Here is a 26077-nt window from a genome sequence, read left to right as displayed (position 1 = left end):
AATCACCGGCCCAAAGGCCGATGATCAGTCGCGCATGGCGAGGCGATAGAGTAAATCAAGTAGTTCAATGTAGAGCCAGATGAGCGTCACAATCAATCCGAACGCCGCGACCCATTCGAGCTCTTTTGGGGCCCGACTCTCGACTTGACGAGCGATATAGTCGAAGTCTAGTACGAGCGCGAGCGAGGCGATGATGACGATGACGAATTGAACGCCGATGGCGAGCGGTGACGAGCCCGTCATGAACGGGAGTCCTGAACCGAAGAAACTCATCCCGATTTGGACGAGATAAAGCAACATGACCGTAAAAATCGCGGCCGTGACACCGGCGCGGAACTTTTGCGTCACTTTGACGAGACCCGTCGAGTAGACGAACCACATCGCGAACGCGACGATGAACGTCGTCAAGACGGCACGTCCGACGATGCCCGGAAGCATTGCTTCGAAGAAGTAGGAAATCAACCCGACGAATACACCTTCAACGATGCCATACAATGGCGCGACGACCGGAGCCGTTCTCGGTTTGAACGTGATGACGAGTGCCAACACCAAGCCGAGGATAAGCGAGCCAATCATAAGCGGGAACAATAACGCTTCCCCGATTGTCGGCACGAGCATCCACGTCGTTCCGGCGGCTGCCGTGACGAGCAAGAGTAACGTGAACACTTTCGACCACGTACCGGCTTTCGTCATCGGCGTGGCGCTATAAGCTGTTGTCTCCATTGATTTACGGAGAACTGGATTCGATTTAAGCTTCAACTGTCGTTAACCCCTTTATTCTATTTTCAGTTCTTGGCCATGACCTTGATGAATTCTCGCATATAGTCAGGCAGGTCAGGCGGACGGCGGCTCGAGACGATATGGCCATCGACGACGACCGGCTCATCATGCCAAATCGCACCCGCGTTTTCCATATCATCTTTAATGCCCGGTGTGCTCGTGACATTGACGCCATCAAGAATTTTCGCTGAAATCAACACCCAGCCAGCGTGACAGATTTGACCGATTGGCCGCTTCTCGTCATGCATATAGCGGACGAACCCTTTCACCGAATCGAATCGGCGCAACAAGTCGGGTGACCAGCCGCCCGGGACGAGTATGGCGTCGTACGATGAGATGTCGACGTCGTCGAACGCGATGTCCGACTTGGCCGGAACACCATACTTACCGATATAGGCGTGATCCGCCTTCTCGCCAGCCAGGATGACGTTTGCGCCTTCCTCGCGTAACCGATGGACCGGATACCATAATTCTAAGTCTTCAAAGTCGTCGCTAACGATTTGCAGGACATTCTTACCTTGTAATTGCATCGAATCCCTCCCTTTATTTGTCTTTCACAAGTATACCCTATAAGACACGTGGCGAAAACAGGGACGATTGCGAAACGCACGTCGCTTAACTTGAATCAATTTGCTTGTGCCACGGTCAAGATCACATTCCCAGCTTTTCCTCCGGCATCCACGTATCGATGCGCCGCGACGATGTCCTCGAGCGGATAAACCGAATCGATGACGGCCTTTACTCGTCCGGTTTCGTACAGCTCGTTCAAAAAAGTCAGGTCCTCTTTCCGTTCACTCGCAGGTCCTTGTCCGGCGACAGAGCTGAATTTCCCGTGTTCGGCGACATGCTTCCGTGCCATCCGTTTATCGATTTTTCCGGCCGCATCGAATACGGCATCGTATGTGCTCAGTTTCCCGTCGTAGCCGTCTATGGTGTAGTCAATCACGACGTCCGCGCCGAGACTTCTGACGAGTTCGAAGTTCCGTTCCCGACAAACTGCCGTCACATGAGCCCCGTAATATTTTGCGATTTGAACGGCCATCGAACCGACTGCCCCGGAAGCCCCGAAAATCAATACGGTCTTCGCTTGTTCAATCTTCGCCTTGCGCAAAAAATGCAGAGCCGTCGTACCGCCGAACGGCAAGCTCGCCGCTTCGATAAAACTAGCGTTTGTCGGCATGCGTTCGACACATTTACTCGCTTTGACACATGCATATTCGGCATAGCCGCCGAACCGCATCCCGGTCAGCGCATAGACGCGGTCACCGACTTTGAACTGCTTGACCCGATTGCCCGTCTCGACGACCTCACCTGCCAAGACGACACCAAGAATCGGTTGACGTGGTGCTTTGAGACCGACGACGAGCCGCATCGGTAGCTTGCCGGCAACCGGTACATCGAGCGACCGTAGCCGACGGTCCCCAGAATGGACGGCTGTGGCGTGGACTTGAATCAATAATTCATCCGATTTTGGCACCGGCTTGTCGACTTCTTGAAGCTGCAACACGTCCGGTGGTCCATATGCGGTACAAATCACTGCTTTCATCATGTACCTCCTCATCAATCTGAACGGGACAATGAGATGTCGCGATAAAGGTTTTTCGTACGATTTAATCTACTATTATCACATCTTCAACATGTGAAACATTCGAGTGCATAAATCGATATTTAGGAACAACTCAACTGAATGACCATCATTTTATCAATATATTGTGTTATAATGAGTGCGGCTTTTTGTAAATTTTTAAACGAGAAAGGGGATTTCCCAATGAAACAATATCACGATTTATGTGCCCATATCCTCGAGCACGGTGTCGTCAAAGAAGACCGGACCGGGACCGGGACGACGAGCGTGTTCGGCTACCAGATGCGTTTCAATCTTCAGGAAGGCTTCCCCCTGATTACGACGAAAAAACTACATACCCGCTCGATCATCCATGAACTGCTCTGGTTCATCACCGGTGACACAAACGTCAAGTACCTTCAAGACAACGGGGTCCGCATTTGGAACGAATGGGCCGACGAGGATGGCAATCTCGGACCGGTCTATGGGGCGCAGTGGCGCTCGTTCCCGAAACCGGACGGCACGACTGTCGACCAGCTCGCGCAAGTAATCGAGCAGATTAAGACGAACCCAGATTCGCGTCGGCTCATCGTCTCGGCATGGAATCCGGGGCAGCTCGAGGACATGGCGCTGCCGCCTTGCCACCTGTTGTTCCAATTTTACGTCGCGGACGGCAAATTATCGTGCCAGCTCTATCAACGGAGTGCCGACACGTTCCTCGGTGTACCATTCAATATCGCATCATACGCCTTGCTCACGCACATGGTCGCCCATGTGACGGGTCTTGAAGTCGGTGATTTCGTCCATACGCTCGGCGACGCCCACATTTACCATAACCACCTCGAACAAGTGAACCTTCAATTGACGCGTGAGACTCGACCGTTACCGTCCTTGAACATCTTGCGCGACGTGTCGTCGATTGAGGACTTCCGTTTCGAGGACTTCGAGATTGTCGGCTACGACCCGCACCCGCACATTAAAGGAGCGGTCAGCGTATGATTGCCCATGTCGTCGCCATCGGACGCAACCGTGAAATCGGGAAAGATAACGAGTTACTCTGGCGTCTGCCGGACGACTTGAAACAGTTCAAAGCCATCACGACGGGTCAGACGGTCATCATGGGACGAAAGACGTTCGAATCGATTGGTCGACCACTTCCGAACCGTCGCAATATCGTCGTCACGTCGGACCGTACCTTCTCGGCTGAAGGAGTTGACGTCTGGCACGACCTCGAATCGCTTAAAGCCGAGACGACAGACCTTTATATCATCGGTGGGGCGACGCTCTATGAGCAGACGCTTTCAATGACGGACCGGTTTTATGTGACTGAAGTCGACGGCACGTTCGAGGCAGACACGTATTATCCGGCCTTGCCGGACGGGCTCACCGTGACGGACGAACAGTTCCACCCGGCCGACGAACGGCATGCCTATAGTTTCACTTTCCGCCAATATGAAAAAAGGGACATCGACTGAGTCGACGTCCCTTTTTTAGTCTGGTAATTTCTCGAGCCATTGCTCGATCTTTTCAGTGATGGCGTCATGATGGTCTCGTTCGGCCAAGTCGTCGTACAGCGTCCCAAGTTCGAGCGCGGTTCGTTTTGACACAGCCAAAATATGGCTGTACTTGCCGCGTTGCTCTTTGACGGCCGAGAGCGTCCCTTTCGTCTCACTCGTCCCCGAGTCATCAAGGATGAACATTTCCATATGATCGTTACAAACATAATGATCATATGGACGATAGATGACCTCGTAACGTCGGTGTTGCTTCGGCAAGCGCTCGGCGAGCAAAGCGTACTTCTCAGGACTCATCGTCACGTAAGCGAGCCGTTTCTCCTCGCGGACGGCTGACGAGTAGCGGATGATTCGATTGCGTCCATCGCGCTTCGCCTTGTAGAGCGCCTCATCGGCATAGGCACACCATTCGCCGAGCGTCATCCCGGTCTGACAGACACGGGTATACCCGATCGATACGGTAACGTGATGTTCATATGTAAATGTCATTTCCTCGATGCGACTGCGGACCCGTTCGAGCACCGCATCGACAACGTGACGCTCTGACACGTTGAGGATAATGAGAAATTCTTCCCCGCCGTAACGAATCAACTCATCACTGGAGCGAATTGCTAAGCGAATCTCCTCGGCGACACGATGTAACACGTCATCCCCGTAGGCATGACCGAACGTATCATTCAGCTGTTTGAAATGGTCGATGTCGAGCAGGGCGAGCGTGAAGCTCTCACCGGAACGCTCAAGTCGGGACATGAAGCGGCTGAATGTCGCCTTCAAATATTTCCTATTGAAGGCGCCCGTCAATTCGTCGACGAGTAGCGCGTTCGAGACGAGCCGGGCCTTCTCGATGTGATGTCCGAGGCGAACGAGCCGCTCTTCCATCGGTACCCACTCTTCCCAATAGTCATCGAAACCATACGAATAGGCGGCCAAGCGATAATGTTCATTCGTTCCGATCACGATGAGCGGTACGTACAGTTTCTTCATCTTACTGACGAACGATTGAATCGCCCGCTCCGGGAAGCGGGCCCACAGTTCGACATCCATGATGATGGCTTTCGGAACGTCTTCATAATCATATTCGACGGCTTCTTCTAACGTCTGTAAGAAGACAGGACGTGCCCCGAGTTTTTCGACACGCGGTTTATAGCGGCTGAACGTCGAAAAGCTGTTTGATAAAATGAGGACGAGATCTTCGTCTTCTTGTTCGATACCTAGGACAGTATGGATATAACGTTTCACTGGGGCGATCAAAGCCATGGCTTCGGCTTGCGTCAAGACTGGTGGCAGTTCACGCACGTCAGACTCGACGCGACTGAATATCTCAAGCAAGTGCATTAAGCGACGATGCTTCACTTCTTGCTTCATCCAATTTAATAAGAACTCGATCTCTGTTGTTTGAATCTGTCTCGCGCTGGTGATTTGCGCCAAGATAGTATGTATACGATCTGTGAGTTGCTGCTGCTTCATTCCCGACCCCCCCAGTTTCGTTCTCCCCAGTCTATGCTTATGTCTATGATTATGCGACTTGATTTACGAAAATACAACTATTTCCTCATTTTTCACCTATTGTTTGACAGTAAGATGGTTCTTATGGCCTATTTGACGACAATAAAAGAGCGGTCCAAGACCGCTCTTTCCTTATTTACCAACTTTTAGGTTAGGTGATGTCATCTCTTCCGGACGAATCCACTGATCGAACTGCTCTTCTGTCAAAAGACCGGTCTCGAGAGCCGCTTCTTTCAACGATGTCCCATTTTTATGGGCAAGCTTTGCGATTTTGGCCGCATTCTCATAACCGATGTGCGGGTTGAGCGCTGTCACAAGCATGAGCGAACGCTCGACGTTGTGCGCAATCACGTCTAAATCCGGCTCGATCCCGACGGCGCAATGCACGTCGAACGAATGCAAACTGTCCGTCAACAGGCGGCACGTCTGGAGAAAATTATACATGATGACAGGTTTGAACACGTTCAACTCGAAGTTTCCTTGGCTCGCCCCGAATCCAATCGTCGCATCATTACCGAGCACTTGGGCCGCGACCATCGTCAACGCCTCACTCTGCGTCGGGTTGACTTTCCCAGGCATGATCGAGCTGCCCGGTTCGTTCTCCGGAATCAAAATCTCGCCGATGCCGGCACGCGGACCAGACGCGAGCCAACGGACGTCATTGGCGATTTTCATCGCGTCCATGGCGAGTGCTTTCAAGGCACCATGGGTGAACACGAGCTGATCGTGGCTCGTGAGCGCATGGAACTTGTTGACGGCCGTGATGAAATGTTTGCCGGTCTCTTGCGAGATTTTCTCGGCCACGACTTCGCCGAACTGGGGATGGGCGTTGATGCCCGTCCCGACCGCCGTTCCGCCGAGGGCGAGCTCGGTCAACGGTTCGAGCGTGCGCTCAATCATCTGTTTCGACAGCTCGAGCATGCGGACCCAGCCGCTGATCTCTTGTCCGAGCGTGACCGGCGTCGCATCTTGCAAGTGCGTCCGACCAATCTTAACAACGTCCATGAATGACTCGGCTTTTTTCGCGAGCGTTGCATGGAGCGCCTCGATTGACGGCAACACATGGTCCTCGACCGCAAGGATGGCCGCGATATGCATCGCCGTCGGGTACGTGTCGTTCGAACTCTGCGACTTATTGACGTCGTCATTCGGGTGAACCGTGAGCGTTTGACCACGCTCTTTTAACTTATCGTTCGCCAAGTGGGCGATGACTTCGTTGACGTTCATGTTCGACTGTGTCCCTGAACCCGTCTGCCAGACGACGAGCGGAAACTCGGCGTCATGTTTTCCGGCGACAATCTCATCGGCGACTTCCGCGATGATGTCGGCTTTCGCTTGCTCCAATACACCGAGCTCGGCGTTAGCGAGTGCGGCACCTTTTTTCAAAATCGCAAAAGCATGTACGACCTCGAGCGGCATTTTTTCCGTCCCGATTTTAAAGTTCTCTAGACTGCGCTGTGTTTGGGCTCCCCATTTGGCTGAAGCTGGAACGTTGATTTCCCCCATCGTGTCCCGTTCGATCCGATATTCCATGAAAATTCCCCCTCTTTTTTTGACTACGCTTTCATTTTAGCGAAACTTTTGCAAAAAAGAAATCATTCCCCTGCAATTGACAAAAAGTCGGGCCAAAGCCCGACTCTCATCCTGTTATCAATGCCTGTTTCGCCACATCATGGGCCCGGTTCTCTGCCCGCGGAATCCATTTGATGAACTTGTTCGGCAACTCGTCATATAGCGTCAGCGCCTTGACGAATAAAGGACGCATCGATTGGTCTTTTAAGAACCGCTGCTCGAGCGCCCGTACGACCGTCTCGGCATCTGAATAAAACATGAACGTCGCTTCGTCTGTGAGCTCGTGCGCTTGTTCGAGGGCAAAAGCGAGCGCGGCGAGCTCCGCCTGAACGCTCGTCAACCCGACACGTTTGGCGATGTACGTGGACACCGTGCCGTCGGTCGTCTTGACCCAGACACCAAGCCCGTTCTCACCTATTTCTTGGTTCGTCGCCGCATCAAAATAAATGTGTACCAAAGCGATACGCCTCCCAATCGGTCTCAATCGGTGCATGGATATCGATGAGCGAGAGACGTTTCGATAAGAGCGCCACTTCTTCTTGCCCGTCGAGTTTCTTCGCAAACTTCTGATGCGCCTCTTGGAGCGCTTCTTGTCTGACGATGTCATAAAGTGTTTCGACCGTGTCATACGACTGGACGAGGATGGTCGCCGTCTTCGGTCCGATGCCGCGGACACCTGGGATATTGTCAGAGGCGTCGCCTTGGAGCGCTTTCACATCGACGAACTGCTCTGGCCGGACGCCGTACGAAGCAACGAACACTTCTTGATTCATGATGATCTCTTCGCCTTTTTTCGGAACGATTTGAAACACGTTCGGGGAAAGCAGCTGATGCAAATCGCGGTCCGACGAATACATATATGATTCGCCCGGGAACGCGGTCGCGACGGCCCCGATCAAGTCATCAGCCTCGTAACCGGCAAGTTCGGACTGAAAAATCCCGCGCTCGGTCAACGCTGCCCGCAACTTGACGTAATCGTGGAACAACGGTTCCGGTAAGCCGGTGCGGGTCGCTTTATAGTCCGGAAACAAAGCGTAACGATGTGTCGTCTCACGCGGTCCGTCCCAAAAGAAGGCGATATGCGTGAAGTCGTTCGTCCATCCGTCAACTTTACGGAGCAGACCTTTCAACGTCACATCGGGATCGAGCGCCCGCCGACGCTCTGTGGCAAAATAATAACGAGACAGGAGGTTAAACCCGTCGACTAACATCAATCTCATCATGCATTCACCTCACAAGCTTGTAATCCGCGCACGAGCGCGTCCCGGTCAAGATTCTTCCCGATCCAAACGAAGACGGAGCGCGAGTCGTCGCTCGGTTCGTTGGCGAATGTCGCCCCCATCAGTTGATTCGTCGCCTGGACGACGAACTTCGACGACTCTCCGTCTAATCGGACAATCGCCTTCAAACGATAGACATCATCCTCATAGTGCATGAGCACTTCTCGCACGTATTGAGTGACGCGTTCCCGTTTGAGCGGCACGTCCGTCGTGAGCGTGACGGCCCGTAGTGAAGAGACGGACGTATGTCCGGCCGTCAGTTGACTGAGGAGTTGCTCGTCGACGCGTGAAAGCTGGAACGTATTTTCCGTCAAATCATAGTCGCCGACCGTCTGGACCGTCTCGATGACCCGAACGGTCGGATTTAATGCTTTAATCCGCTCATGCGCTTGTTCGAGCGTGACGTCATCGACGAGGTCGACTTTGTTCATCAGAATCACATCCGCATAGGCGATTTGATGAATTCCTTCTATAAACAACTCGCGGTCCATTTGACTGGCGTCGACGACCGTCAAAATCGCCGTCAGCTTGAACCGTGTCCGTAAGTAATCATCGTAATAAATCGTCTGAATGATTGGTGCCGGGTCGGCGACACCGGTCGTCTCGATGACGATGCGGTCGAACGTATCCTTCGATGCAAGCTGATAGAACGTCTTGCTCAAATCGCTTTGAATCGAGCAACAGATGCAACCGTTCGACAACTCGATTTGCTCTTGATCCATCTTGACGATCAACTGTTCGTCGATATTGACCGATCCAAGCTCGTTGACGATGACAAGCAGCCGCTCGTCCGTCGCTTCTAGCAAGCGATTCATATAGGTCGTTTTTCCGGCGCCTAAAAAACCGGTCACCAATTGCACGGGAATCATGTACTGCACCTCGCCTTATAAATTTTCGTGGACCCGCGCCCATTTCTCATAGCGCGCATCCAGCAAGTCAATCAAATGAAGCATCCACGCTTCTGTCGTGACCGGTAACACGCTCGAGCCCCACTCACGCTTGCCGTGGTGGGATAAAATCATATGCCAAATCCGGTGATGGGCGTCGAGCGGCAACGTGACGCTTGCGGCTTGTTGACTCTTCTCGAACAACAATCCGCCATACGGCATATGCCCAATCAAGCTCCCCATCGGATTGATCGAGATTCCGGTCGTCTCACTCGTGCCGTTGACCGAGAACAGTTGCTCGAACCGTTTCGGAGACGACAGCAAATGGCTGTATTCGAACAGCTTGCCGATATCGTGGAATAAAATCCCGAGCGCGAGCTCGTCCCAACGTAGCGGCTCTTTCAACTCGGCGATGGCCTCACAAGCCGCATAGAGCGACTCGAACGTGCCTCGGAACGCCTGTTCAACTTTTACACCGTTCATCGTATTCCATACGTCTACTTTGTGCAACTGCTCGGCCTCTTTGATGACCCGGAACGCCATCGCCAAATGGTCGTCTTGTTCTTGGATGCGATAGCCGAGTCGAAGCATGCAGACCGTGTGCTTCATTAAGCCACCGACATAGTTGTGATGATGATACAGGGCGGCCGGTGCAAGGACGAAATCGTCCCAATAGCGGTCGAGGAGTGACATCGCGATCGCTTGATAGTCAGGAGAGAGCGTCGACAGAATCGCGAACAGTTCGTCGGCGTACTGCTCCATCGTCTCCTCTCCAGGAAGACCGGGCAAAAGAGACACGGCCTCGTCCCGGGCAATCGGTTTTGCCCGGTCGATGGTGATCGACTTGGCGCCGTCCGGTTTCGGATAGACATCGATTTTCCCTTCGAGCTCGATGACGCCTGATTCGTAAATCGGCAACAATTGATCTTCATTGCCGCGCAACCACTGCTTCGCACGGATGAGTCCGCTTGATGTCGTCAAATTCAATTGCAACCACTTCGCGCCGGACTTACCCTCGCGTACTTCGACCGTACTGACGAGCGCTTTCGTCTGGACCGGCGTTCCGTCTGTAAGATCGGATAACCGTGTCGACGCTTTTTCGACGGTCGGAAGTTGGAACCGGGTCCGGTCGAAACCGCTCCCCACTATCGGATCAATCTGTTGGTAATAGTTCATGTACAATGCCCTCCTTCTTCTCTTTGCCCATTGTATCGTGTTTTTCGCTTCGAGGCGAACATACTTTCGTTATAGGTCATGAAGTTTCCCAAATTATATTGAAAGCGCTTACTATAATTGTTACGATAAAGGTAGCTAGATAAAGGGGGAACTCACATGATTTCATTGGTAGATACGTACGAACGGTTGATCGCAACAGGGGAAGCGACACGTTACGCCACTACGCACTCGACAATCGCCAGCATTTTACAGGCATCGACTTGTCCGGTCACACATCACGAACTCGTCACGGCGGTCTCGGGGCATGCCGGAAACCCATATACGCCAGACCAACTCGTCGACTCGGTCATCGAGCACGAGATGAAAGGAGCGATGGCCGTACTGGTCGTCGCCGGTTATCCGATTCAAACACCGCTCGCTAAGGCCGTCGTTTTATCGGCATTCGCCCGGACGAACCGGATGAATATCGATAAACTGAAAGAACTCGGTCATGCCGACCTGCTCGTGCGCATCCAGTCGGCCGAACGGTCATGGAAACGGACATATACCCACTTGTATCGGTCGGCACCGACACAGCTCTGCGACCAGCTCGACTCGCTGCTCGGCGGTTGCGCCATCCATCGTGTGATCGAAGCACTCGATCTCGATCCGAACGTCAAAACGGCATAAAAAAGAGCGGTCCCCGGGCCGCTCTTTCTTATGCCTTAAATTAACCTTCTGTCACTTCGACCGCTTCCGGTTCGAACAACGTGACGTTCCGCGCTGGTGAGAACGTTGAAATCGCATGCTTATAAATCAACTGTTGGCGTCCCTCTGATTCGACGATGACCGTGAAGTTGTCAAACGATTTGATGACTCCCCGAATTTGAAATCCGCTGACTAAAAAGACGGTCGTCGGCACCATTTCTTTGCGTAATTGATTCAAAAAATGGTCTTGGATGTTATAGCTAGCTTTCATGTTGCATTCCCCCTAGTCTATGTCTCTTTCAAATAATCGGAATTTTCGAAAAAACTCCTCAACCTCATCATAAATATTTTGATACGATAGTTCAAATGATTTTCGTCCCATATCGACCCAAATCCCATCAAATTGATGACGGAACCAGGTTAATTGACGTTTTGCGAACTTGCGCGTGTGCAGTTTGAGCATCTCCGTCATCTGTTCCCGTGTCATCAATCCATCAATATACGGAACGACTTCCTTGTAACCGATGGCACGCATCGCTTGCGTGTCTCGGTAACCGGCTGCGAGCAAGCGCTCGACTTCCTCGATGAGACCTGCTTCGAGCATCAAGTCGACACGAAGGTTGATGCGCTCATAGAGCACGTCCCGGTCGGCATGAAGCACGAACAATTTGTATGCGTAATGCTGGGATGGAAGGCTATCCATCGCCTGAGCATCCCCTTGCAGCGCGACTTCGAGGGCTCGGATGACACGGCGGACGTTATTTGGATGAATGCTCTCGGCCCGTTTTGGGTCGAGCGACCGCAGGCGGGAATGCAGCGCCTCGGGGCCATTCGCCTCCGCCTCTAATTCAAGCGATTCGCGCAAAGCGTGGTCGACCGGTCGCTCCGTAAACTCATAGTCATATAAAATCGATCGGATATACAGACCAGTCCCGCCGACTAAAATCGGCAATTTCCCGCGCGCGTAGATGTCGTCGATCGCCGTCCGGGCCAACGTTTGAAATTTGGCGACGCTCATCGCCTCGTCCGGGTCACAAATATCAATCAAATGATGCGGGATTCCTTCCGCTTCCTCGACCGTCACTTTCGCCGAACCGATATCCATCCCCCGGTACACTTGGACCGAGTCCCCCGATACGATTTCGCCGTTGAACGCTTTCGCGAGCTCGATTCCTGTCTTCGTCTTCCCGACAGCGGTCGGTCCGACGAGGACGATGACTGGTGTTTGTTCCATCCTTGTCACTCCTCAAACGAAAGACCGTTCCAAAAAGGAAACGGTCCGTTAAATTCTTCTCTTAATTGTATCATCAAACACGACCGCAAACAGCATCCATCCGCATAATAATAATCCCATCAGTAAAATTAAGCCATCACTCATTCGAGGTCGCCTCCTTTTATGTACCTCATTCCCACTTTTCACATTTTAGACACAAATGAATGCGCAAAAAAACGACGCTCACGAAGAGCGTCATTCATTGTGTCACTTCAAGAACTCGGCGGCCTCGCCACATCGTGAACCCAATGTAGAGAACCGTCGTGCCGCTCGCTGCCCACCAGATCACGTCATAGAGCGGTGTCATCAAGTTGGCCAGTCCAAACAGCGCCGGGACGATCAGTGTCAACCAAGCGAGCACGAATGCGACTCGGGCCGTCAACCCATCAATTTGGCGCCCAAGACCCATCCCTACATAGAACAGTCCCCATAGGAACGACCAGAACAACCAGGTTACGGCGCCCATCACATCGCCCGTCGTGAACGAGATGGTGGCATAAAAAACGGCTGAAATCGAAACAAATAGCGAGAACCAACCGACGCCACGTCCGTCGAGGTCGAACAAAAATGTCACGCCGACGTATAAATACGTGAACGCGAACAGATAGATGCTTGCGAAACCGAATACCTCGGATGGGCTCGCATTGATCACAAGCCAGGTCGCGATGAACGTCTGCAATAGACCAGTGAACAGGCTAAACACGCCTGCGCTTTTGACATCTACTTTTCCAAACAAGACGAGGCTGTTCAGGAACAGCGCCACGCCTCCAAATAATAAACTTATATTTCCCACACTCATTGCTCCTTCGGACAGATGTCTGACGTCTTATTTTATACGTCCACTTTATCCTGAATTCGCTTTCAGTGCAAGGGGAGAATTCGAGGTTCACGGACTCGTCAAATGTCACTCATTCTCGAGTGTCGCAATCGCTTCATCGATTCGCTCCTGCTCATCTTCCGTGAACGTCGGAAATTGTGGATCAATCTTTTCAAGAACATCAATCATGACCGTCGAGACGATGAAACGGGTGTACCAATCATCATCCGCCGGAAGTACGTACCAAGGGGACCTTTCCGTCGCCGTATTCGATAACATCTCCTCAAAGATGGCCTGATAGTCGTCCCAGTGTTTCCGTTCCTCGACATCACTGAACGAAAACTCCCAATTTTTGCTTGGGTCTTTCAATCGTTCGAGTAAGCGGTCGCGTTGAACTTCCTTCGACACATTGAAGAAGAACTTGATGACCGTGAATCCGTTCTCGTTCAAGTATTGCTCGAAATCGTTGATTTGACGATAGCGCACTTTCCATACCGACTCTTTGTCTTCCTCGTCCGGGATGACCTCTTCTCCGAGCAGGTCATGGACGCGCGGGGCAATCACTTCTTCATAGTGCGACCGGTTCAGGATCCCGACTTGTCCCCGCTCCGGCATCAAGTCATGCATCCGCCATAGATAGTCGTGTTTCTTTTCCGTGTCCGACGGTTTTTGGAACGCGTTCGTCTTCAATCCTTGCGCGTTCAAGTTCGAGAAGATGTAACTGATTGCCTCATCCTTGCCGCCCGCATCGAGTGCCTGTAAGACGACGACAACACCTTTTTTGGCTTCAGCATATAGTTTCCAATGTAACTCTTTCAATCTTTTGACGCTCTCCGGAATCAGCTCATTTTGCAACGTGGCGTCTGATGGTCGGTCCTGTATCGTGGTCGGGTAATCGTCCAGGCGAATCCCGTTTTTATGGTCAATGCGAAACGATTGAATGTCCATACGTCCTCCTTGATTGTGACAATTTTTACGTGCTATCCGTATTTACCCTATTCTTTCAAAAAATAGCGACAAAAAATCCTTTCCGCCGAAGCGAAAAGGATTGGGTCACGCTTAGTTGATTCCGACTGCGTCGAATGACTTCGCTGCTGCGACCGCTTGTGTGCTCGTCGCACCATGCAAGTCTTTGGCCGATTGAACGACTGCTTGGCGTAGGCTCGAGAAGTTCGAAGTCGGTGTCAAGTAGACTGTGAGGGCACGGTAGTAGATGTCCCCCATCTCCATGACGCCGATGCCTTGAACCGAGACTCCGTAGTGTGACCCGCCGCTCGCTAAGAGATAAGCCGCTTTGTTGACGATTCCTGAGTTGATGTGGACGCCGCCGTTATCCTGCGTCCCCGTGTAACGGACCGAGTAGTGGTCCGGGTCACCATATGCTGCCGGATTCGACATCGAACGGAGTCCGTCCCCAGCCACGCCAGGCGTGTAGATGTCTTCCCCGACCAACCAGTCGAAGTTCGAGCCGACACTATATTCCGCGACCGTACCGAAGATATCCGATACCGCCTCGTTGATCGCACCCGATTCATTTTGATAGATCAAACCGGCCGTGTATTCTGTAACGGCGTGTGACAATTCGTGAGCGACAACGTCGAGGGCACCAGAGAGGTACGTGAACGTTTGGCCGTCCCCGTCACCGTACACCATCTTGCTGCCATCCCAGAACGCATTGTTGTAGCTACGGCTATAGTGGACCGTCGAGTTGAGGGCCGCACCGTTGTTATCGTAACTGTTGCGTCCATAAGTGTTCTTGAAGAAGTCATACGTCTTCGTCGCGTTGACATGGGCACTGACCGCGGCCCGGTCGTACGTCGTGTTCAAGACGTTGTCAGCGTCGGCCCAGAGCGATCCAGGAAGGCGCGTCCGGTTTCCGGCGTCATACGTATAGATGCCTTTACCGCGCGTCGAGTCTTGGAGATAGTAGTATGAACCGCTCTTCGTCGTCTTGAACGTTTGGCTCTGACCAAGAACGTCGATTCCCGTTCCCGTAAATGTCGTACCCGTGACGCCGTTCGTCGGTTTGGCGTGCGCCAATTGGTTGTATTTGTTCAATACTTTCCCGCTTGCCGCATCGATGAAGTATGTCCAGCGTGACGGCTCATCCGCATCAAGGATCGTCCCGGTCACTTCATACGCATAGACCGCCTCTTCACCATTCGGATAGACGACGAGTTCCGCTGCCGGCTCAAGCTCGTATGCGCCTTTGTGGCCGACAAGCTCTTTATAACGAGCGACCGCTTTTTGCTCATTCAGCTTGATTGATTTATGTAATCCTTTAAGTTGTTTCGTATCATCGACGACCGTTTTCAATTGGCCATCGTTATCGACGACACCGACGACAATTCCACCGAAGACTGGCACTCCGTCGACCGTCTGTTGTAATTTGACAACTTGTCCGACTTTGTCACGCTTCGATTCGAGCGTTTTGAATTCGCCTTTCGCTTTCGCATACTCTTTGACGATCGTCGTCGGGGCTTCGTTCGATGGTTTCGTCAACGTGCCCGACTTGAGCTCCGCCGCGCCGACGAGTTGTGGCACGAGCAAGACTCCTGCGATGAGTGATGTAGATAAAACTTTTTTCATGTGTGTTTCCCTCCTTATGTGGTGTCTCCTACTTTACATAGTTTCCCACATTTAATGTATCCAACTTTTTAATTATTTTGACAATTCAAATTATTAAGACATTTGGACTAACCCGTCCTCTTCTCTAGTCGTATCAGCCGTAACAAAAAAAGCGTCACCATGGAAGGTGACGCCAGTCATCAATAGACATCTTTTTGTGTGAAATGGTAGAACGCATACGCGAGAGCCGCTAGCGACCAGACGAATATGACGATGAGCGAGAACGGCAACGTCATCCCCTCGATTGGTGGGGCTTGCCCCTCGAGATAGGTATGAAGACCGAAGTTGACGTTGACCAAATATTTCGAGCTGTCCCAATTCGACCCGAGCGACGTGAGGAGCGGTCCTGAAATCAGGACGGCCATCATGATCCCAATCCCTGTCGCCGTGTTTTTGACGATGACCGAGATCATGAGCGCAATCGTCCCGACGGCTGCGACGACAAACCAAGATAGTCCGACCGACATGAGCAAGTATTGCCACATCGGCAGCGTATGAACGAAGTCGGTCGAGAACGTCCCCGTCGACGAGGCCTGGAAGCCGGTCAAAATCGGGGCGGTCCATCCGTCCCAACCGAGCACGATGCCGGAGATGGCGTAACTAACGAACGCCGTGATGAAGATGAGAATCGACGTATAAAGCAGCGTCGTCATCCATTTGGCGAGCAAGATTTTGAATCGTCTTACGGGCCGTGACAACAGTGTCTTGATCGTCCCGTCATTGTGTTCACCGCTAACGATATCCGCCATCAAGACGATGATGAAGAGCGGCAGCACGAGCGTCGTCCCTTGCGAGAAGAAGACTCGCATGAACGTCGGAGCCCCGGGATAGTTCGGGTTGATATCATTATCTAAGTAGTATTGATTCTGTTGGACCTGGAACTCCAAGATTTGACGGAACTCGTCCTGAACGTTCGCCGAGGCGAGCCGGTTTTGCGTATCGACAATCTCTTGTTGCAAATCGACGCGCCAATCGATTGTCCCTTGTTCTTCGCGCTGTTTCTCGATTTGACGATAGTTCGCATACGTGAACATCGAAACGAGCACAATCAAGATGATCGAGACGACGAGGAGTCGTCGCTTCTTATGGATCTTTAAGACTTCGTTCCGAATAAGACCAAGTATTGACGGATTAGACAATATGGTCACCCCCGGTCAATGAGATGAATAATTCTTCGAGTGTCTGGACGCGTCGTTCAAGCCCGAATACGTCGACTCCCCGGTCAAGCAAATAGCGGTTCAAGCGGGCCGTCTCTTCAAGATTCATCGAGACGCGAATCGTGCGCTCGTCGACGACGTCGGCGTGCTCAATCGATTCGAAACCGCGCACAATCGGCAAGACTTCAAAACTGTCGGCCACATGAACATCGACAGTCGACGCCAACTCATGAATCAATTCGCCAACCGTCCCGACTTTGACGATTTTTCCGCGCGACATGATGGCGACGCGGTCCGCGAGCAGTTCAATCTCAGCCAAAATGTGGCTCGAGACGAGGACGCTCAGTCCAGTCTCTTCGACGAGACGGCGGATGAAGAGTCGAAGATCGCGAATCCCCATCGGGTCGAGCCCGTTCGTCGGTTCATCAAGAATCAAGACGCGGGGATTGTTCAACATCGCTTGGGCGATACCGAGCCGTTGCCGCATTCCGAGCGAGTAGGTCTTCACTTTATCATCGATCCGCGCCGTCAAGTCGACGAGGTCGATCACTTCTTGAATCCGGGCCTCATCGACACCGGGCAACATCCGGGCAAAGGCGTTCAAGTTCTCACGCCCGCTCATGAATTTATACAGCTCCGGATTCTCGACGATGGCCCCGATTTGGTTCATCGCCTGAACGAATTGTCGTTCGACGCTGAATCCACAAATCGAGACGGTCCCTTTCGTCGGCTTAATCAACCCGACAATCATCCGGATTGTCGTCGTTTTGCCGGCCCCGTTCGGACCTAAAAATCCGAACACCTCACCTGGGAATACATCGAACGAGATGTCATCGATGATTGTTTTCTTACCGATTACTTTTGTCAAATGGTCTATTTTCAATGTTGGTTGCATCATCTCACCTCTCCTACATTCTATCGGACTCAACCGCATCTGTCCTATTCGAACATTCACATAGGGCAGGTTCAAACTTATTTGATATGATAGTCTCATAGAAAGTGAGGGAATCACATGAAAAATGGGAAATGGTATTCGTTTTTAATCGGTTCGGTCTTCTTGACGGGCATCGCCTTATACGGTTTATGGATCGGCTATCAAGATATCGTCAACCCACCGGAACGCACACTCTCGATTAGTGAAGATTCGAGACCCGAACCGGTCGGTGACGTTTACGTCGCTTTAGGTGACTCCCTGACACGCGGCGTCGGGTCGACGTCAGGTGCTGGCTACGTTCAGCCGGTCGGTGAAACGCTCGACGAAGACGGCATTCGTACGCAGAACTTGGCCGTCTCTGGTGCCCGGACTGAGGATTTGTTGGCCCAACTCGAACAACCGGAAGTACGGCGAACGATTGAGAACGCCCGCTACATCACACTCACGATTGGCGGCAACGACCTGTTCAATCGCGGCGAGAACGTCGATAACTTTGAATCGGTCGATATCGAACAAGTTGTGACCGATGCCAAGACGAATTTGAATGACATCTTTGAACAAGTTCGCGGATTGAACGATACGGCACAAATCGTTTATATCGCGCTCTATAATCCATTCCAAGAGAACGAAAACGGTGAGGCGTTCAATCAACTGATTCTCGATTGGAACGCCTCGGCAGCCACGTTCGGAAACGCGCAACGCATCGACGTGATCGACCCGTTCGCATACGTCTCTGACGTCTCGCGTGACCTCGCGACCGACCAGTTCCATCCGAGCGATCGCACGTACGAGAAGTTAGCCGAGGACGTCCTGTTCATCCTCGAATAAGTAAGATGGCCTGATCATCGCGATCAGGCCATTTTTTCATCGTTCATATTTGACGAGCCAGCGCTCCCCGTCGCGCGTCAGGGACGTTCCGTACCAACCCGCCTTCAACAAGGCGCCCTGTTGCTCCGTCTCGCCCATCTCGAGCCATGTCGCTTCTCCGGCCGGTCGCCAGTCGCTGTGCAGTTCCTTCATAAAGATGTAGCGCAACTTCCCGCCATACTTCGGTTTAAGGGCACCGATGCGAAGCCCGAGGGCAAACTTGTCTTTCAAGCTCGGGATGTTGAATGGTGCCACGGTCGCACAGACGAGGTCGAATCGGCTACCATGTTCCAACTCTCTCATCAGAAGCCTGCCGAGATGCTGTTGCAGGCCGTAGCCGCGGTAGTCCGGATGGACGTTCGTCACTTCTTGATAAATGATGCGCTCCAGTCCCTCTGATGGATATCCGATATCATAGCCAAGATGCTCGTCATCGAGCGGTGGGATGAGGAGCGCGCGGAACGCGATCAACGTTCCCTTGTGATACGCCCCGATGAGCGTCCGGTCCGTCAACAACTTGACGAACTCCTCTGTCGACAGGGACTGATACTGGCTCCCTTCCGTCAGTGTATCCATGACATCCTGTTGCACCGCCTCGATTTGTCCCAGGTCGGTCATCGCCAAATAGGTGACCTCGATGTCGAGGCCGTTACAATCACCGCGCCACATGATCGGTCCCTCCGACGACGTACGTCGCGGTCGTCAGACGTAATAAGACAGATTCATCGACGTCGACACCGAGTCCTGGTCGTTCAGACAATCGAATGAACGGAAGGTCGTACGTCAAATTGCCGATGTCTTCTGCGAAACGGAGCGGCCCTGTCAATTCGACCGATTGGACGATTTTGCTCGAGAACGCGACGTGGAAACCTGCACTCGAGGCGACCGACGACTCGACCATCGACCCGATTTGGCACTCAATACCTGACATCTCGGCCATATGGACAAGTTTTTTCGCCGGGTAGATGCCGCCGCACTTCATCAGCTTAATGTTCACTTTGTGGGCGGCCTGCATCATCGTCAGACGACGCATTTCGGTTACACCCCGCACGCCTTCATCAATCATGAGCGGGACCGAGATTTTCCCTTTTACTTCGACCATGCCTTCAAAATCGTCGGCTTTGACCGGCTGTTCGACCCAATCGATATGGAATGGTTCGAGCAACTTCATCGCTTGGAGCGTCTTGGCAGCATTGACCCAACCTTGATTGACATCGACCCGAATCGGAACGTCCGGTCCGACAGCTCGCCGAACCGCCTCGACACGTCGTACGTCCGAGGCGACATCGACGCCGACTTTCATCTTGACGGCTGTATAGCCTTGTTCGATTTGTTCGCGCGCCTCGGCCGCCATCGCTTCCGGATCTCCGATGCTTAACACGTGCGTGACCGGGAAGGCATCGTGATAACGGCCGCCAAGCAACTCATACACAGGCAAGCCAAGTTTTTTCCCAACAACGTCGTGACAGGCAATATCAAGCGCCGCCTTCGCCGCCGGCACGTCCCGGATGGCTCGGTCCATCACGTCATGGATTCGTTCCATATGCATCGGGTTTTGCCCGATCAAAAGAGGTCCTAGCACATGTCGGATGACGCTAATCGTACTGTCGAGCGACTCACCCGTGACGTGCTCATCAGCGACGGCCTCGCCGTAACCGACATGTCCGCACTCGGTCGTCAGTTTCACGATCACCGACGGCATGTCGTCGTAGCGGTGATAACTGACGATGAACGGTACTTTCAGTGGTAGACGTATCGCAAACAGCTCGATTTTCTTTATTCTCATATCCATTCCCCTTTACTTTTCACATATCGTTAGCTATATTGTCGTTAAATAGTCGTTAAATTGCAAGGAGGAGTTTTGATGTCCATCCATATCGCCATCGTCGGGTCGCACGAATTCGTGGCGACCATCCGTACCCTCGGTGCCCCAGAAGGTGTTCGGTTCGCGTATCACCCTTATGAGCATCCCCATGAAGCAGCCGTTATCGCCAAAACGCTCGGCTCGTTCGACGGTGTCTTTTTTTCCGGGTCGTTCCCGTTCACTTATGCGGCCCCCTACCTTCAAAACGTGGCGACCCATCACGTCGTCCAAGACGAGACTGTCCTATTGACGACACTTCTCTATGCGACGCTCACCCACTCAGTCCCTCTTGATCAACTGTCCATCGATTTGGTCGAGCCGGAGCGCTTGACGTCAATCCTCGAGTCGTTCCCGAATCATGCCTCGACTCCTGCCGTTATGAAAATCGAACCGAGTATCGCTTTCGAAGACGTGATTACTTTTCACACGGAGCACCGGGCCAAGCAGGCGAAACTGGCCGTGACGAGCATCGAACAAGTTCATCGTCAACTCGTCCGTGATGGATATCATAGTCTATTGATGATCGAGCCGCGGACCACGGTCGAGCGCCATCTCGATATGTTAATTCAACGAATTCGACGCCAGTTCGCGGACGACGCCCAGTTCGCCATCATTCGTTTCGAGACCGACGACAAGGCATTACTCGAACATTTGAAAGTGGTCCGCTACCTTGGCGGACACATCGAATCGACCGACGATGGTCGTATCACGCTACTTACGACACGAGGCGAGACGAACAACGCCCTCGATACAAGTACGCTCAGCCCAACAGGTGATTATCGAATCGGAATCGGCTATGGCACGCAATATCAACAAGCATACGAACATGCTGAGATCGCACTATCGGCCGCGAGCAAGGAGCGCATTCGAATCGTCGACGATTCAAAACGCTTGTCCTTCCCGAACCGTGAGGACCGCATCCCCTATCGAGTGACCGAAGTAGCGGTCTTTGACGTCATCAAGCAAGCCGGGATCAGTCCGGTCAACATCGGTAAAATTATGCAGTTCTCAAGACACCATCTCGAATTCACGGCAAAAGAGTTGACCGACCATCTCGCCGTCTCAAGACGGACGACGGAGCGACTCATCAAAAAATTACATGACGTGCAACTGATCGAAGTGATTGGTGAAGAGATGAGTTACAACCAAGGACGACCTCGTGCCGTCTATAAATTCAATTTCCCGACCTGAATAGGCCGGGAAATTTTTCATTGTGCTGCTTGTTTTTCGAGTGGCAGTTCCACACTCTGCACAGCAATCCGTGCAATCGTGAAGCCTGTGAACGCATAGATAATCGAGATGACCGGAACAATGAAGTTCAAGATCGCGTATGGCGCATATTCGAACGCCCCGACGCCGAGCGTCCCGAGAATGAACACACCGCACGTGTTCCATGGGATGAAGACCGACGTCAGTGTCCCGCCGTCCTCGAGTGCCCGGGATAAGTTTTTCGAGTGAAGTCCCATTTTCTCATAAGCACCTGCAAACATACGAGATGGAACGACGATCGAGATGTATTGTTCGGAACACGTGGCGTTCGTTGCTACCCCGGCGAGAATCGTCGACGCAATCATCGAACCGGCCGTCTTCGCCAGTTTGACGATTTGATTCATGATCGATTGCAGCATCCCCGAGTATTCTAAAATCCCTCCGAACGTCATCGCGACGATCGTCATCGAGACGGTGTACATCATCGCGTCGAGACCGCCCCGACTGAACAAGTTGTCGACGAGTTCATTACCGGTGTCGATCACATACCCGCTCTGCAACGCCCCGACACTGTCGGCGAGCGAACCGCCTTGGACGATGACTTGGGCGAGAAAGCCGAGCGCAATCCCGACGACGAGTGCCGGAATGGCCGGTACTTTCCTCGCGACGAGGACGATGACAGCAAGTGGAATCAAGAGGAGCCACGGCGAGATGACGAAGCTGTCCTGTAAAATACCGAGTGTTTGGACGATTTCTGAAGAGTCCGTCGTCGTCTCACTGAATCGTCTCCCAAGCCACCAATAGGCGCCGAGCGCGATGACGAGCCCTGGAATCGTCGTGTAGAGCATATGCCGAATATGTTCGAACAAGTTCGTGTGCGTCAAACCCGCCGCGAGGTTCGTCGTATCCGACAACGGGGACATCTTATCCCCGAAGTATGCTCCTGAGATGACAGCTCCGGCGACCATCGGTGCTGGTATCCCCATACTCAGTCCGATGCCCATCCCGGCGACGCCGATTGTTCCCATCGTCGACCATGAGCTGCCAATCGAGAGCGCGACGACCGAGCAGATGATACAAATCGTCACCAAGAAATAGGCCGGTGAAATAATCGTCAATCCGTAATAAATCATCGTAGCGACGACGCCTCCCCCGATCCAGGCACCAATCGTTAAACCGACCAAGATGATGATGACGACGGCCGGTAGTGCGAGCCGAATCCCTTTGTACATCATCTCCTCGATCTCTTTCCACTTGTACCCGTGTCGCCATGCGACGAGCGACGCGACCGCTGTCCCAACGATGAGTGGGATGTGCGGCCCTTGTTCCAATTTGACGATGGCTACGAGCATGACCCCGATCATGACAAGTAGCGGCAATACCGCCCAGCGAAGCTTCATGTCTACCTTGTTCCCCTGTTGTTCCATGTGTCTTCCTCCCCGATAGCGAAAAATTCAGAATTGTCGTTATATTGTCGCTAATAAGTAGATGATAACGCTTACATTTGAAGTTGGCAATAAAAAAATGAACGAGCTCGTCCGGCCCGTCCATCTAGTCAATCGCTTCAATTATCGTTTGCGGCCCGGCGCAACGTATCGGCGAGTACGGCGGCCGCTTCTGGTAAGACGTCCCGATCGAACGACATATGAGGATGATGGAGCCCCGGTGTCAAGTTCGCGCCGATTCCGATCATCGTCGCATCGAGTCCCGGCTGTTCGACCGTATAGAAATGAAAGTCGTCACTGCCTGATGTAATGATCCGGTCGACGAGCGCGCTTTCCCCGAAGCGGTCGACAATCGCTTCGGCCGCATGTCGGCTCGAGCGTTCGCCAATCTCCGCACCCGGTGTGAAGTCTTGCCAGTCCCAGTGGATGGTGACATCATGAAGGACGGCGATTTGCTGTAACAGCGTCTCGACGCGGTCACGTAACGCCAGCAGCTCCTTGTTCTGTTGAGCCCGGACGTCGAGTGAGAACGTCGCGTTCCCTGGGATGATATTCAAATTATCGCTACCGGCCTGGACGCCCGTCAACTTGATCGAATGGGGCTCGAACGGCGACAAGTAGATGCTTTTGAGCATCTGTTGAATCGTAAAGATGACATCTAACGCGTTTTGACCTTGATGCGGTCGCGCACCATGGGCATCGTCCCCGATAACGCTTCCTCTTAGAAAGAATGCGGCTCCGTGTTGAATCGCAGCCGCATATTGTCCGCGCTGCAATTCCTCGAGCGGTCGCAAGTGGATGCCATACAGCTGACTCACTCCTTCGAGTGCCCCTTTTTGAATCATCGCGAGCGAGCCGTTCCCTTGTTCTTCTGCCGGTTGGAAAATGAAGCGAATCCGCTTCGATAGCATCTCATGTCTCAACAGGTCGAGCGCGCCGAGCACCATGCTGATGTTGGCGTCGTGACCGCATGAGTGATTGGCTTGAAACGTCCCGTCGACTTGTTGCCATAAGGCATCGATATCGGCCCGGACAGCGATGACGTCATCACCTTGTCCAATCTCTGCGATGACCCCGGTCACGTCCGCAAACGTCTCGTGACGGACTTGCCATGACGTCAAGATGTCGGCAATCGTCTTCGTCGTCTCAACCTCTTTCCAGCTCACTTCCGGATGAGCATGAAAATGCTCAAACCAGTTCAATACGTTCGTCGTCATGATCAATTCCCCCATATGTACTTATATTTTTTTGACCCCTTTGATTAAGAGCCACTGCAGCGGCAATCGGGCCCACGTGACCCATTTTGGGAGCGGTATCTTGCCTAATTTCGACGGTTTGAGCGCCATGTTGATATTGGCCGGGAACACCGCGATTAAGAAAGCGGGTAATGTCCCTTTCACGAAGCGCGTCCCTTTGTTCATGAGCAACAACACACCATAGACGACCTCGATGACCCCGCTTGCCTGGACCATGAATCGTTTGAACGGCCATGATTTCGGAATAATCGACATGAACGCCCGTTCCTGAATGAAGTGCATGATGCCGGCCCCTAGAAATAAAATCCCGTATAGTTTACGAATCAACTGAACCCCTCCTTTTTTCTAAGCATAACAAAAAAGATGGGCTGCGTGCCCATCTTTACAGTGCGTCTCCATTCGCGTTTTGAATCTCGACATCGACCGTCTCGGTCTTACCGTCACGAACGTATTCGATTGTCACGGTCCCGTCCGTGTCTCGAATCAGTTCACTCCGCAGGTCGATGAACGATGAGACAGCCTGGTCGTTGATTTTCACGATGACATCGCGTGCCTCAAGTCCTGCCCGTGCGGCCGAACTGTTCGCTTGCACTTCAACGATGATCGTGCCCGACGTCACCGACTCCGGCAAATTGATTTGCTCGGTCAAGTACCCCGGTGGGAACTCAGACACGTCTCGGAGCGACACACCGAGCGACGGATGATTCACTTCGCCCGTCTGCTCGATTTGATTGATGAGCGGCAAAGCGATATCGACCGGGATGGAGAAGCCGACCCCTTCGACCGAGTCGGTCGCGATTTTCATCGAGTTGATCCCAATCAATTGTCCTGATTCGTTGATTAACGCGCCACCGGAGTTACCCGGGTTGATGGCCGCGTCCGTCTGAATGACTTCGGCGTTGAAGTCGGCTTGTCCGTTCTCATCCGTATCGACCGGGACGAGACGTGACGTCGACGAGACGACGCCGCGTGTGACCGAGTTCTCAAACTGCCCGAGCGGGTTCCCGATGGCGACGACGGTTTGCCCCGGTTTCAACTCGCTCGACTTTCCAATCGAGATGACGGACGAGACTTTGTCCGCATCGACTTCGAGCACGGCCAAGTCATACGTGGCGTCGCTACCCATCAATTTGGCGTCCGCTGTCGATCCGTCATTGAATGTCACGGTCAAACGGTCAGCACCGTTGACGACGTGATGGTTCGTGACGATGTAAGCCGAGTCGCCGTCTTTTTTATAGATGACACCCGAGCCGACCCCGGCTTCGACAGCTTCACTTGAAAAACCGTTTGACGCGAAATTGTTCACCGTCACGACAGCAGGCTGTGCGGTCGCGACCGCATCGGTGACCGAGCTGTCCGTTGTCGTAGACGTCGTCTGGACCGGCGACCCTTCCGACGTCACGTTCGTATCAGACACATTTGTCGGCACTTGATCGATGAACGGAAAAGCGATGGCGCCAGTCAAGACGGCACCAATCACGCCGCCGACAAACCCAGGGAACATCCGGCCGACGAACGATGGTCGGGCCGGTTGCTCTGCGCGCGACGGTTCTTGTCGTTGTTCTGACGAGCCGAGCTCGGTATCGAGCCAATCCTCGCGGTGATTTTGTTCATTTGATTCTGTTGGACGATCATTGCGTTCCATGTGTAATCATCTCCTA

At 52.8% G+C, this 26077-nt stretch carries 27 protein-coding genes; 5 read left to right on the top strand and 22 right to left on the bottom strand.

Annotated features, from left to right (window positions below; genetic code table 11):
* Positions 1 to 24: 24 nt before the first annotated feature.
* From KNP79_RS02220 to KNP79_RS02210, 3 genes are all read right to left on the bottom strand, one after another.
* On the bottom strand, positions 25 to 759 hold the full coding sequence (locus tag KNP79_RS02220; RefSeq protein WP_214752088.1) for a Bax inhibitor-1/YccA family protein: 735 nt from the start codon (positions 757 to 759) through the stop codon (positions 25 to 27).
* A 26-nt stretch (positions 760 to 785) separates the two neighbouring features.
* Positions 786 to 1310, bottom strand: coding sequence for a type 1 glutamine amidotransferase domain-containing protein (locus KNP79_RS02215; RefSeq protein WP_034777442.1), 525 nt, complete (start codon positions 1308 to 1310; stop codon positions 786 to 788).
* A gap of 95 nt (positions 1311 to 1405) precedes the next feature.
* Entirely contained in the window at positions 1406 to 2326 is a 921-nt protein-coding gene (locus KNP79_RS02210; RefSeq protein WP_215191069.1) for an NAD(P)-dependent alcohol dehydrogenase, read from the bottom strand.
* A 222-nt stretch (positions 2327 to 2548) separates the two neighbouring features.
* Between KNP79_RS02210 and KNP79_RS02205 the strand changes: the two genes are divergently transcribed.
* Both KNP79_RS02205 and KNP79_RS02200 read left to right on the top strand, forming a co-directional pair.
* The gene (locus KNP79_RS02205) at positions 2549 to 3343 is read left to right on the top strand and encodes a thymidylate synthase (protein ID WP_215191067.1); all 795 of its coding nucleotides are present in this window, start codon (positions 2549 to 2551) and stop codon (positions 3341 to 3343) included.
* Positions 3340 to 3819, top strand: coding sequence for a dihydrofolate reductase (locus KNP79_RS02200; RefSeq protein ID WP_215191065.1), 480 nt, complete (start codon positions 3340 to 3342; stop codon positions 3817 to 3819). The genes KNP79_RS02205 and KNP79_RS02200 overlap by 4 nt, the downstream gene beginning before the upstream one ends.
* A 15-nt stretch (positions 3820 to 3834) precedes the next feature.
* Here the strand turns inward: KNP79_RS02200 and KNP79_RS02195 are convergent, their stop codons facing one another.
* The 6 genes from KNP79_RS02195 to KNP79_RS02170 form a co-directional block, all read right to left on the bottom strand.
* A complete protein-coding gene (locus KNP79_RS02195; protein ID WP_215191064.1) occupies positions 3835 to 5325 on the bottom strand; it encodes a GGDEF domain-containing protein in 1491 nt (496 codons plus the stop codon).
* Between the two features lie 171 nt (positions 5326 to 5496).
* Positions 5497 to 6897: a class II fumarate hydratase gene (gene fumC / locus KNP79_RS02190; RefSeq protein WP_215191061.1), complete on the bottom strand. Its 1401-nt coding sequence runs from the start codon at positions 6895 to 6897 to the stop codon at positions 5497 to 5499.
* A gap of 106 nt (positions 6898 to 7003) precedes the next feature.
* Positions 7004 to 7393, bottom strand: coding sequence for a reverse transcriptase-like protein (locus tag KNP79_RS02185; protein WP_215191055.1), 390 nt, complete (start codon positions 7391 to 7393; stop codon positions 7004 to 7006).
* Entirely contained in the window at positions 7374 to 8156 is a 783-nt protein-coding gene (locus KNP79_RS02180; RefSeq protein WP_215191048.1) for a 5'-3' exonuclease, read from the bottom strand. The genes KNP79_RS02185 and KNP79_RS02180 overlap by 20 nt, the downstream gene beginning before the upstream one ends.
* Positions 8156 to 9085, bottom strand: a complete 930-nt coding sequence (locus KNP79_RS02175) for a CobW family GTP-binding protein (RefSeq protein WP_215191199.1) — start codon at positions 9083 to 9085, stop codon at positions 8156 to 8158. The genes KNP79_RS02180 and KNP79_RS02175 overlap by 1 nt, the downstream gene beginning before the upstream one ends.
* 15 nt (positions 9086 to 9100) lie before the next feature.
* Entirely contained in the window at positions 9101 to 10279 is a 1179-nt protein-coding gene (locus tag KNP79_RS02170) for a DNA-binding protein (RefSeq protein ID WP_215191046.1), read from the bottom strand.
* Between the two features lie 156 nt (positions 10280 to 10435).
* Between KNP79_RS02170 and KNP79_RS02165 the strand changes: the two genes are divergently transcribed.
* A complete protein-coding gene (locus tag KNP79_RS02165; protein WP_215191044.1) occupies positions 10436 to 10948 on the top strand; it encodes a hypothetical protein in 513 nt (170 codons plus the stop codon).
* Between the two features lie 40 nt (positions 10949 to 10988).
* On the opposite strand, the gene hfq is transcribed toward KNP79_RS02165, so the two are convergent.
* The 7 genes from hfq to KNP79_RS02130 form a co-directional block, all read right to left on the bottom strand.
* Positions 10989 to 11237: an RNA chaperone Hfq gene (gene hfq, locus KNP79_RS02160; RefSeq protein WP_021067304.1), complete on the bottom strand. Its 249-nt coding sequence runs from the start codon at positions 11235 to 11237 to the stop codon at positions 10989 to 10991.
* A 12-nt stretch (positions 11238 to 11249) separates the two neighbouring features.
* Entirely contained in the window at positions 11250 to 12200 is a 951-nt protein-coding gene (miaA, locus tag KNP79_RS02155) for a tRNA (adenosine(37)-N6)-dimethylallyltransferase MiaA (RefSeq protein ID WP_215191042.1), read from the bottom strand.
* A 238-nt stretch (positions 12201 to 12438) separates the two neighbouring features.
* Positions 12439 to 13038: an AmiS/UreI family transporter gene (locus tag KNP79_RS02150; RefSeq protein ID WP_256443854.1), complete on the bottom strand. Its 600-nt coding sequence runs from the start codon at positions 13036 to 13038 to the stop codon at positions 12439 to 12441.
* A gap of 105 nt (positions 13039 to 13143) precedes the next feature.
* Positions 13144 to 14004, bottom strand: coding sequence for a PPK2 family polyphosphate kinase (locus KNP79_RS02145; RefSeq protein ID WP_215191038.1), 861 nt, complete (start codon positions 14002 to 14004; stop codon positions 13144 to 13146).
* A gap of 111 nt (positions 14005 to 14115) precedes the next feature.
* Entirely contained in the window at positions 14116 to 15645 is a 1530-nt protein-coding gene (locus tag KNP79_RS02140; RefSeq protein WP_214708587.1) for a M4 family metallopeptidase, read from the bottom strand.
* 179 nt (positions 15646 to 15824) lie between these two features.
* Positions 15825 to 16823 carry an ABC transporter permease gene (locus tag KNP79_RS02135; RefSeq protein ID WP_034777418.1) on the bottom strand — a complete coding sequence of 333 codons (999 nt, stop codon included), beginning with the start codon at positions 16821 to 16823 and terminating at the stop codon, positions 15825 to 15827.
* The gene (locus tag KNP79_RS02130; protein WP_215191186.1) at positions 16816 to 17736 is read right to left on the bottom strand and encodes an ABC transporter ATP-binding protein; all 921 of its coding nucleotides are present in this window, start codon (positions 17734 to 17736) and stop codon (positions 16816 to 16818) included. The genes KNP79_RS02135 and KNP79_RS02130 overlap by 8 nt, the downstream gene beginning before the upstream one ends.
* A 117-nt stretch (positions 17737 to 17853) precedes the next feature.
* On the opposite strand from KNP79_RS02130, the gene KNP79_RS02125 reads away from it, so the two are divergent.
* Complete coding sequence (locus KNP79_RS02125; protein WP_214708585.1) at positions 17854 to 18603, top strand: GDSL-type esterase/lipase family protein; 750 nt, start codon at positions 17854 to 17856, stop codon at positions 18601 to 18603.
* A gap of 36 nt (positions 18604 to 18639) precedes the next feature.
* On the opposite strand, the gene KNP79_RS02120 is transcribed toward KNP79_RS02125, so the two are convergent.
* Positions 18640 to 19311, bottom strand: a complete 672-nt coding sequence (locus KNP79_RS02120) for a hypothetical protein (RefSeq protein WP_215191036.1) — start codon at positions 19309 to 19311, stop codon at positions 18640 to 18642.
* Positions 19298 to 20428: a mandelate racemase/muconate lactonizing enzyme family protein gene (locus KNP79_RS02115; RefSeq protein WP_215191035.1), complete on the bottom strand. Its 1131-nt coding sequence runs from the start codon at positions 20426 to 20428 to the stop codon at positions 19298 to 19300. Before KNP79_RS02115 ends, KNP79_RS02120 begins: the two co-directional genes overlap by 14 nt.
* A 78-nt stretch (positions 20429 to 20506) precedes the next feature.
* Here KNP79_RS02115 and KNP79_RS02110 point away from each other — a divergent pair, with 78 nt between their 5' ends.
* Positions 20507 to 21697 carry a hypothetical protein gene (locus KNP79_RS02110; protein ID WP_215191029.1) on the top strand — a complete coding sequence of 397 codons (1191 nt, stop codon included), beginning with the start codon at positions 20507 to 20509 and terminating at the stop codon, positions 21695 to 21697.
* Between the two features lie 17 nt (positions 21698 to 21714).
* Here KNP79_RS02110 and nhaC read toward each other — a convergent pair whose 3' ends face one another.
* The 4 genes from nhaC to KNP79_RS02090 form a co-directional block, all read right to left on the bottom strand.
* On the bottom strand, positions 21715 to 23115 hold the full coding sequence (gene nhaC / locus KNP79_RS02105; protein ID WP_214824560.1) for a Na+/H+ antiporter NhaC: 1401 nt from the start codon (positions 23113 to 23115) through the stop codon (positions 21715 to 21717).
* Positions 23116 to 23279: 164 nt separating this feature from the next.
* Entirely contained in the window at positions 23280 to 24377 is a 1098-nt protein-coding gene (locus KNP79_RS02100) for an amidohydrolase (protein WP_215191027.1), read from the bottom strand.
* A gap of 21 nt (positions 24378 to 24398) precedes the next feature.
* Positions 24399 to 24743, bottom strand: coding sequence for a DoxX family protein (locus KNP79_RS02095; protein ID WP_034777412.1), 345 nt, complete (start codon positions 24741 to 24743; stop codon positions 24399 to 24401).
* Between the two features lie 55 nt (positions 24744 to 24798).
* Positions 24799 to 26061 carry a S1C family serine protease gene (locus KNP79_RS02090; RefSeq protein WP_034777411.1) on the bottom strand — a complete coding sequence of 421 codons (1263 nt, stop codon included), beginning with the start codon at positions 26059 to 26061 and terminating at the stop codon, positions 24799 to 24801.
* Positions 26062 to 26077: the final 16 nt, after the last annotated feature.

Origin of the sequence: Exiguobacterium sp. s7 (assembly GCF_018618195.1) — a bacterium.
Classification (GTDB): domain Bacteria; phylum Bacillota; class Bacilli; order Exiguobacteriales; family Exiguobacteriaceae; genus Exiguobacterium; species Exiguobacterium mexicanum_A.
Note: the sequence above shows the minus strand (reverse complement) of the source record. Positions and strands in the feature narration are given on the sequence as shown.